Here is a 7,203-nt window from a genome sequence, read left to right as displayed (position 1 = left end):
GAGCACCACCGAGCGCGGAGGATGGCCACTGCTGCTGTCGGAGGTCGTCGCCACCGCGGGATTGGTGCTGGTCATCTTCTCCCTGGTTCGCACCGGCCGATCTCACCTCGCGGCGCCCGCGGTGGGGGCGTATATCGGCGCGGCCTACTTCTTCACCGCTTCGACGAGTTTCGCCAACCCGGCGATCACGATCGGTCGCATGTTCAGCGACACCTTCGCGGGCATCTCCCCCGCTTCGGCGCTGCCCTACATCGGCGCGCAGCTGATCGGGGGCGCCCTGGGGTGGGCGCTCGTGCGCGCGCTGTATCCCACCGCGGTCGCGCTTTCCGTCCCTGCGGAGGCGCCCGCGCGCTGACCGCGCACTGGGCAGCGGGCCCCACCTGACCGCGGACTCGGCAGCGGCGCCTCCGGCTCATCACGGCGGCGCACGCCCCGCCTGCTCCGGCCGCTCCGCCCGGCGACGGCGCATCTGCGCGAGCGGGAGCGCGAGCCGCGGGTTGTCGGCCAGCTGGGGCTCGTGGCGATCGAGGAAATCCCAGTACGCCGCCGTAACGGCATCCGCCTGCGCGTGCTTCGCGGTCGGCCACCACGACCCCATGCGCTGGAGGTAGGCGCCGCCCGCGACGTACGGCTTTGTCGCCACGCGACCGCCGTCGGCGTACTGACTCATGCCCTGCACATTCGGAACCATCACCCAGTCGTACGCGTCGATGAACATCGCCGAGAACCACTCATAGACCTCACGCGGCTCGTACCCCTGCAGGAGGAACCAGTTGCCCAGCACCATGAGCCTCTCGATGTGGTGCGCGTACCCGTGTCTGTGCACGCGCTCGAGCACGGCGCGCACCGGCACGGGGAGGTCGTCGGGAATCGCTTCGCCCGTGTACCACCAGGGCTCGAGCGCGCGGGTCAGACCGAAGTGGTTGGCGTGCACGAGGTCGGGCTGCGCGCGGAATGCGCCGCGGATGTACTCGCGCCACCCGATCACCTGACGGAGGAATCCCTCCCGGCTCTCGAGAGGTGCATCCGATGCCTCGACCGCCGCGACGACCTGCGCGGTCGTGATCAGACCGATGTTGAGGAGTGGACTGATCACCGAGTGGAAGAGGAAAGGCTCGTCGGCATCCATCGCGTCCTCGTAGCGACCGAACAACGCCAGCCGCCGCTCGACGAAGTCTGCGAGCCAGCCGCGAGCGGCGTCGGAGGTGACGGGAAGCCAGAAGGTCTCAGGGTCGCCGGGGTGATCGGCGAAGAGTGCGGCGGTGTCGGCGATGGCGCCCCGGGTGATCTCGTCCGGTTCGAGGGCAGGCAGCGGCGGGATGTCGATCGCCGGCGCCCTGCTTCGTCTGTCGCGAGGAAGGGGGTGGCGGTTCTCGGTGTCGAAGTTCCAGCGGCCGCCCGCGGGCGCCCCGTCGTGCATGAGCACGCCGGTGCGACGGCGCTGCCACCGGTAGAAGTCCTCCATCCTGCGTGCGGGGTGTGCGGCGAACCAGCCGTCGAGCGCGCGGTCGGGCGTGAGGAACAGATCGTCGGGGTACGTGCGGGTGTGCACGCCGTGCGCCGCGGTGACGGAGAGGAGGCGACGGTGGACCCGATCGTCGGTCGGTCGCATCCATGCGAGGTGCGTGATGTCGTGCTCCTCGATCGTCTTCGACAAGACCCGCGAGAAGGACGCCTCGGAGTCGCGGAGACGATGGTGCACCACGTTCCGACCCGCATGCCGAAGTCCTGTGACGGCGTGCCGCATGGCCGAGAGCAGCATGACGATCTTGTGGGCGTGATACGGGCGACGTCGGAAGGCCCCGACAGACTCGATGACGATGAACAGGTCGATCTCTGGGTCGGAGTACGCCGGATGCTCGTCGAACAGCTGCGTCGCGAGCACCACGGCGGCCTTCATGTCTCCACCATCGCAGGACTCGGCCTCGGCGGTGCGATAATGAAGGCATTCTCATCGTATTTTTGTTCTATTTTCATTCTCCTGTGAGATGCTTTGTATATGAACATATTGACGGCCATGCGCGAGCGACTCGAGTCCCTCGCGCGTGTCGTCGAGTTGAGTGTCGCGGCCCATGACCTGCCGGCAAGCACCTCACGGTTGAGCGATGCATCTCTCATCGCGGGGTTGCGCGACCTCGCAGCGCTCGCCAACGACGTGGCACGTCTGCAGTCGGTGCTCGCCGGGGTGGCAGCGCACAGGTCGCGGCGCGAGGACGGCCACTCCGGGCTCGCCGCAACACAGGGACATGCCACGCCCGCGGCGCTCGTGCAAGCGATCACCGGCGGCACGAGAGCCGAAGCGCAGCGACAGGTGCGCGTGGGGCAGGCGTTGCTCGACGACGACTCGGGCTGCGGCGCGCCGGGCAGGAGTGCCGGCATCGATGACCCGGCGGCGGGCGACCATCCCACGATGGTGCCGGAATCTGACCACGAAAGCACATCGGGCTCGTCCCTGCGCACGCCGTGGCACGATCCGCTGCGACGCGCCCTGCTCGAGGGCCGCATCACCACGGCACAGCATGATGCGATCCGCCGGGGCCTGGGCGCGCCCACGACCGACGGCGCCGACGCGCTCGCCGCCGAGGGCGCATGGTCGGTGGCCGCCGAGATGCTCGTAGACGAGGCCGCCGGCACAACCGTCGAAGATCTCGCCGCACGCGCGCGCACCATGCGCGACATGCTCGACCCTGCCGGCGCGGAGGAGCGATTCGCGCGCCGCTATGACGCGCGCTCGTGGCGCACCTGGATCGACGAGAACGGGCAGCACCACGCCCGAGTCGTGTTCGACGACGAAGCCGCACTCTGGGTGCGCTCATTGCTCGCCTCCGCGGTGCGCCCCCGACGAGGCGGGCCTCGGTTCGTCACGGAGGAGGAGCAGACGCCGTCCGCAGCGCTCCGGGACGACCCGCGCACCAACGAGCAGATCGAATACGACCTGATCATCGACGTGCTGCGCGCGGGCTCACTGGCGCAGGCGTCGGATGTCTTCGGAGCCCGTCAGCCGGGCGTGCGCATGGTCGTCGTCAAAGACCTCGTCGGCCCTCGCGACCCGTTCGGCCGCCTCCTCGCGGTCGGTCACGCTGAAGACGGCGGGCAGTCGCTGCCCGGCACTGTCATCGATCGGGCGCTGTGCATGCACGGCTCCACCGAGGTGACCGTGGACGGCCGCGGCAATCCGCTCGACGTCGGGCGCGAGCAACGCCTGTTCACGCCTAAACAAAGACTTGCTCTGGCCGTGCGCGACGGCGGCTGCGTCTGGCACGGATGCCGGCAACCAGCGTCGTACTGCGAGGCCCATCACATCGACCATTACGTGGCCGATGGCGGGCGCACCGACATCGACCGTGGCGTTCTCCTCTGCAGGTTCCACCACATGCTTCTGCACAACCGTGGATGGAGAATCGAACGGTTCGGATCGGGCCCGCTCATGCTTCGCGCACCCGGCGATCCGCGCGGCGGCGGCACCGTGCTGACATCGAAGGCGACGTGGCGATGGGCGTGGGACCCTCCTCCGCTCGACCGCAAGGGATGGCGCGCGGCGTGAGCACGGGCGATCGCGACGACGCGCGGCGCGATCTCGTTGATGCACGCCGCGCGCGGCACGCGGCGTCAGTTCTCGACGTCGCCGCGCCACTCCCCTGTCTCGCGCGGGTGCTCCTCGATGAACTGCGTGAAGTTCTTCAGATCCTTCTTCACGGCGTGGTCGTCGACCCCGAAGGCGGCGCCGGCCTTCTCGAGCACGCCCGACGGCTCCCAGTCGATCTGCACGGTCACTCGGCACGAGGCATCCGTCAGCTTGTGGAACGTCACGACTCCCGCGTGATTCTCATCTCCGCCGACGCTGTTCCACGCCACCCGCTCATCGGGATGCTGCTCCGTGATCTCGGCGTCGAACTCGCGCACCGCGCCGCCGATCTTCACGACCCATCGCGTGTGGGTGTCATCGGTCTGCGTGATGGACTCGACGAAGCTGAGGAAGCGGGGGAACGACTCGAACTGCGTCCACTGGTTGTAGGCCGTGGTGACGGGGACGTCGACGTCGACCGTTTCGATGATGCGTGCCATGAGGACTCCTTCTCTGCTCGCGCCACCGCCGCGGATGGCGGCGGCACATGTGGGCGACGGATGCCGACAACGCTAGGCACGGCAGACCACACGCTGACGGGGGTTGACAAGCCGCGGCCGCCGCACCCACGCGCGCGTGCCGCAGCGCTCGCGTCACGCCCCCGCGACACATCCCACGCGAGCGACGAAAAGACGCGACACTACCCCTGCACCCTCCGCACCGACACGCGGTAGGGCATAACTAACACTCCTAATTACTAGTTTGGTGAGCAATAATGGAGGCATGTCCACTGCTCAGACCACGTTCGCGCTCGGCGCCCGGTCCCGCTGGACCGAGGTCGAGGAAGGATTCCACGTCGGAAACAGGGGCGGCGAGTACGCCGGCTCCGTCAGCAAGGTCGAAGACGGCTTCGTCGCGTTCGACGGCATCGGCACTCCGGTGGGCCGATTCGCCACCGTCGAGCAGGCGCAGGCCTCCGTCGACAGCGTCGTCCCGGCGGGCGAGCCGCCCGCCGTCCGCGTCGCCCGCGCCCGCCTCGGAATGACCGCCGCCACCGTCGCCGCCGGCGTCGCCGGCACCCTCCTCCTCACGGCGGGCGTCCTCGCTCCCTGGCTCTGACGGCCCACGGCCCACGGCCCACGGCCCAACATCTCCCCACATCCCCGCACCGCTCCTCGAAAGGCCGTACGCCGTGACTGCTCACCCAACCCTCGACGCCGCCACCCTCGCCCTTCCGCCGACCGAGCCGCTCGACCTCTCGGAGCTCGCCGAACTGACCGGCACGCCGTCGCGCCGCTAGGCTGGGCGACGAAGCTTCCCCTCCGAAGGAGATCCGATGTTCATCGTCGCCCTGGTCCTGTTCATCGCCGGCATGTGGCTCACGGGGTTCGCGTTCTCACTCGAGGCCTGGCAGGGCCTCGTCTTCGCCGCCGGCATCCTCTGCGTCTCGGCGGCACTCGCGATCCCGGTCCACCTGGCCCAGCGACGCTGACGCCCGCGACACCTGGTGCCGAGACCACCCGAGCCGGGATAATGATGCCATGGCGGGCACCAGCGGCACCTACAGCGCGATCTCGAGCTTCTCGCGCGTCGAGATCCTGCACCTGATCCAGGAAAGACCCCGGCGCACGATCGCCGAACTCGCCGAGGCCACCGGCCTGCACGCCAACACCGTCCGCGAGCACCTCGACCGCCTGACCGAGGGCGGGCACATCGTCCGCGAGACGGAACACCGCACCACCCGCGGCAGGCCGCGCGTGCTCTACTCCGCCGCGACCGGTGAGGCCGAAGCATCCAGTCCCATCGCGCGGCGCAAGGCCCGCGAAGCCGCCGAGCGCGGCGACATCATGCGGCGGGTGATGCCGTGGACCGGCTCATCGGTCAACGAGATCGGCACCGATGCCACCCATCAGCTCGACGCGATCGTCGACCACCTCAGCGAATCCGGCTTCGACCCGCTCGTCGACGACAAAGAGCTCACGATCGATCTGACCCCCTGCCCCCACGCGACCGCACAGGCGGGGCACCGCGCGACGCTGTGCTCCGTGCACCTGGGCATCATGCAGGGCGTGCTCACCGAGGCCCGCGGCCCCCTTCTGATCGACGGCATGCGATCCAGCTGCAACCCCGAGGAGTGCGTGGTCCAGCTCACGACGCGCTGAGCGCCGCCCGATCCCCCGCGCCGACCCGGATGCGATCCGGACGCGTGTACACGTTCATCGAATCTCCCCGCAGGAATCCGACCAGCGTGAGCCCCTGGGCCGCGGCGAGCTCGACGGCGAGGGACGAGGGCGCCGACACCGCCGCGAGGATCGGGATGCCGGCCATCACCGCTTTCTGCACGAGTTCGAAGCTCGCGCGACCCGACACCATCAGCACGTGACCCGACAGCGGCAGCCGGTCATTCAGCACGGCCCACCCGACGACCTTGTCGACGGCATTGTGGCGCCCGACGTCCTCCCGCAGGACGACCGGGTCACCCGTCGCCGCCTCGAACAGGCCGGCGGCGTGCAGCCCGCCGGTCTTGTCGAAGACCGCCTGGGCTGCGCGCAGCAGGTCGGGCAAAGTCACGAGCACGTCGGCGGCGATATCGACAGCATCCACCGCGACGTCGTAGGAGGACACCGTCTGGACCGCCTCGATGGACGCCTTGCCGCACAGCCCGCACGACGAGGTCGTGTAGAAGTTGCGGGCGAGGTCGGGATCGGGCGCGGCGACCCCCGGCGCGAGGGTGACGTCCAGCACGTTGTAGGTGTTCTCGGCGACCCCCGTGATGGGCCCCCCGGTACCCGGCCCGCCGCAGTGGATCGCCGAGCGGAAGTGCCGCCCCGCGGCGATGACGCCCTCCGAGACGAGGAATCCCGCTGCGAGCTCGACGTCACTGCCCGGCGTCCGCATCGTGATCGCCAGCGACGTGCCGCCCACGCGGATCTCGAGCGGCTCTTCGACCGCGAGCGTGTCGGGGCGGCGCACCGGCTGCGTGCCGAGCGTGATCTTGGTGACCGGCCGCCGTGCCGTGATGCGTCCCACGATCAGCCGCCGATCGCGTTCATCCCGCGGGCCGGCTGCAGGAACGCGGGGTCGTTGATGGCATGCCCGGGTAGCTTTCCGTGCACGCACGAGCGCAGCATCGCGTCGATCGCGTCGTCACCCTCGCCTGCGCGCAGGATCGGCAACAGGTCGTACTCGGTGGTGGAGAAGAGACAGTTGCGCAGCTGCCCGTCGGCGGTCAGGCGCAGCCGGTCGCAGTCGCCGCAGAAGGGTGCTGTGACCGATGCGATGACACCCACCGTGTGCGGCCCGCCGTCGAGGGCCCACTTCTCGGCGGGAGCACCCCCGCGCCCCGGCACCGGGGTCAGCGTGAAGCGCGCGGAGAGCGCGGCGAGGATCTCGTCGCGCGTGACCATCTGCGATCGATCCCAGGTGTGGCCGGCATCGAGGGGCATCTGTTCGATGAAGCGCATCTGCGCATCGTGTGCGATCGCGAACTCGACGAGGTCGACGATCTCGTCGTCGTTGACCCCGCGCATGGCGACCGCGTTGATCTTGAGCGGGCGAAGTCCGCAGTCCCGCGCGGCGGCGATCCCATCGAGCACCTCGTCCAGGCGATCGCGCCGGGTCAGGTCGCGGAAGCGATC

General features: G+C 69.5%; 9 protein-coding genes. 5 read left to right on the top strand and 4 right to left on the bottom strand.

The features are described 5' to 3' along the window. The coding region (locus DI573_RS13065; RefSeq protein WP_292815080.1) for an aquaporin at positions 1–355 on the top strand (355 nt) is incomplete at its 5' end. A gap of 60 nt (positions 356–415) precedes the next feature. On the opposite strand, the gene DI573_RS13060 is transcribed toward DI573_RS13065, so the two are convergent. Beyond that, a complete protein-coding gene (locus DI573_RS13060; protein ID WP_292815077.1) occupies positions 416–1,900 on the bottom strand; it encodes a cryptochrome/photolyase family protein in 1,485 nt (494 codons plus the stop codon). A gap of 117 nt (positions 1,901–2,017) precedes the next feature. On the opposite strand from DI573_RS13060, the gene DI573_RS13055 reads away from it, so the two are divergent. After that, positions 2,018–3,544, top strand: a complete 1,527-nt coding sequence (locus DI573_RS13055; RefSeq protein ID WP_292815074.1) for an HNH endonuclease signature motif containing protein — start codon at positions 2,018–2,020, stop codon at positions 3,542–3,544. A 65-nt stretch (positions 3,545–3,609) separates the two neighbouring features. Here the strand turns inward: DI573_RS13055 and DI573_RS13050 are convergent, their stop codons facing one another. Then, positions 3,610–4,065, bottom strand: a complete 456-nt coding sequence (locus DI573_RS13050) for an SRPBCC family protein (RefSeq protein ID WP_292815072.1) — start codon at positions 4,063–4,065, stop codon at positions 3,610–3,612. 283 nt (positions 4,066–4,348) lie between these two features. On the opposite strand from DI573_RS13050, the gene DI573_RS13045 reads away from it, so the two are divergent. From DI573_RS13045 to DI573_RS13035, 3 genes are all read left to right on the top strand, one after another. Continuing rightward, the gene (locus DI573_RS13045; protein WP_292815070.1) at positions 4,349–4,684 is read left to right on the top strand and encodes a peptide ABC transporter permease; all 336 of its coding nucleotides are present in this window, start codon (positions 4,349–4,351) and stop codon (positions 4,682–4,684) included. Between the two features lie 217 nt (positions 4,685–4,901). Continuing rightward, entirely contained in the window at positions 4,902–5,057 is a 156-nt protein-coding gene (locus DI573_RS13040; protein ID WP_292815067.1) for a hypothetical protein, read from the top strand. Positions 5,058–5,106: 49 nt separating this feature from the next. Beyond that, positions 5,107–5,727, top strand: a complete 621-nt coding sequence (locus DI573_RS13035; RefSeq protein ID WP_292815064.1) for a winged helix-turn-helix transcriptional regulator — start codon at positions 5,107–5,109, stop codon at positions 5,725–5,727. Here DI573_RS13035 and fdhD read toward each other — a convergent pair. Together fdhD and DI573_RS13025 are read right to left on the bottom strand one after the other, a co-directional pair. Further along, the gene (gene fdhD / locus DI573_RS13030) at positions 5,714–6,595 is read right to left on the bottom strand and encodes a formate dehydrogenase accessory sulfurtransferase FdhD (RefSeq protein WP_292815061.1); all 882 of its coding nucleotides are present in this window, start codon (positions 6,593–6,595) and stop codon (positions 5,714–5,716) included. The genes DI573_RS13035 and fdhD overlap by 14 nt on opposite strands. 2 nt (positions 6,596–6,597) lie before the next feature. Then, on the bottom strand, positions 6,598–7,203 hold a 606-nt coding region (locus DI573_RS13025), incomplete at its 5' end, for a radical SAM protein (protein ID WP_363331369.1).

Source organism: Microbacterium sp., assembly GCF_003248605.1.
Classification (GTDB): domain Bacteria; phylum Actinomycetota; class Actinomycetes; order Actinomycetales; family Microbacteriaceae; genus Microbacterium.
Note: the sequence above shows the minus strand (reverse complement) of the source record. Positions and strands in the feature narration are given on the sequence as shown.

Excerpts from the sequence above, each read along its gene's own strand:
- DI573_RS13060 (WP_292815077.1), bottom strand. The coding sequence starts at position 1,900 with ATGAAGGCCGCCGTGGTGCTCGCGACGCAGCTGTTCGACGAGCATCCG.
- DI573_RS13055 (WP_292815074.1), top strand. The coding sequence starts at position 2,018 with ATGCGCGAGCGACTCGAGTCCCTCGCGCGTGTCGTCGAGTTGAGTGTC.
- DI573_RS13050 (WP_292815072.1), bottom strand. The coding sequence starts at position 4,065 with ATGGCACGCATCATCGAAACGGTCGACGTCGACGTCCCCGTCACCACG.
- DI573_RS13045 (WP_292815070.1), top strand. The coding sequence starts at position 4,349 with ATGTCCACTGCTCAGACCACGTTCGCGCTCGGCGCCCGGTCCCGCTGG.
- DI573_RS13040 (WP_292815067.1), top strand. The coding sequence starts at position 4,902 with ATGTTCATCGTCGCCCTGGTCCTGTTCATCGCCGGCATGTGGCTCACG.
- DI573_RS13035 (WP_292815064.1), top strand. The coding sequence starts at position 5,107 with ATGGCGGGCACCAGCGGCACCTACAGCGCGATCTCGAGCTTCTCGCGC.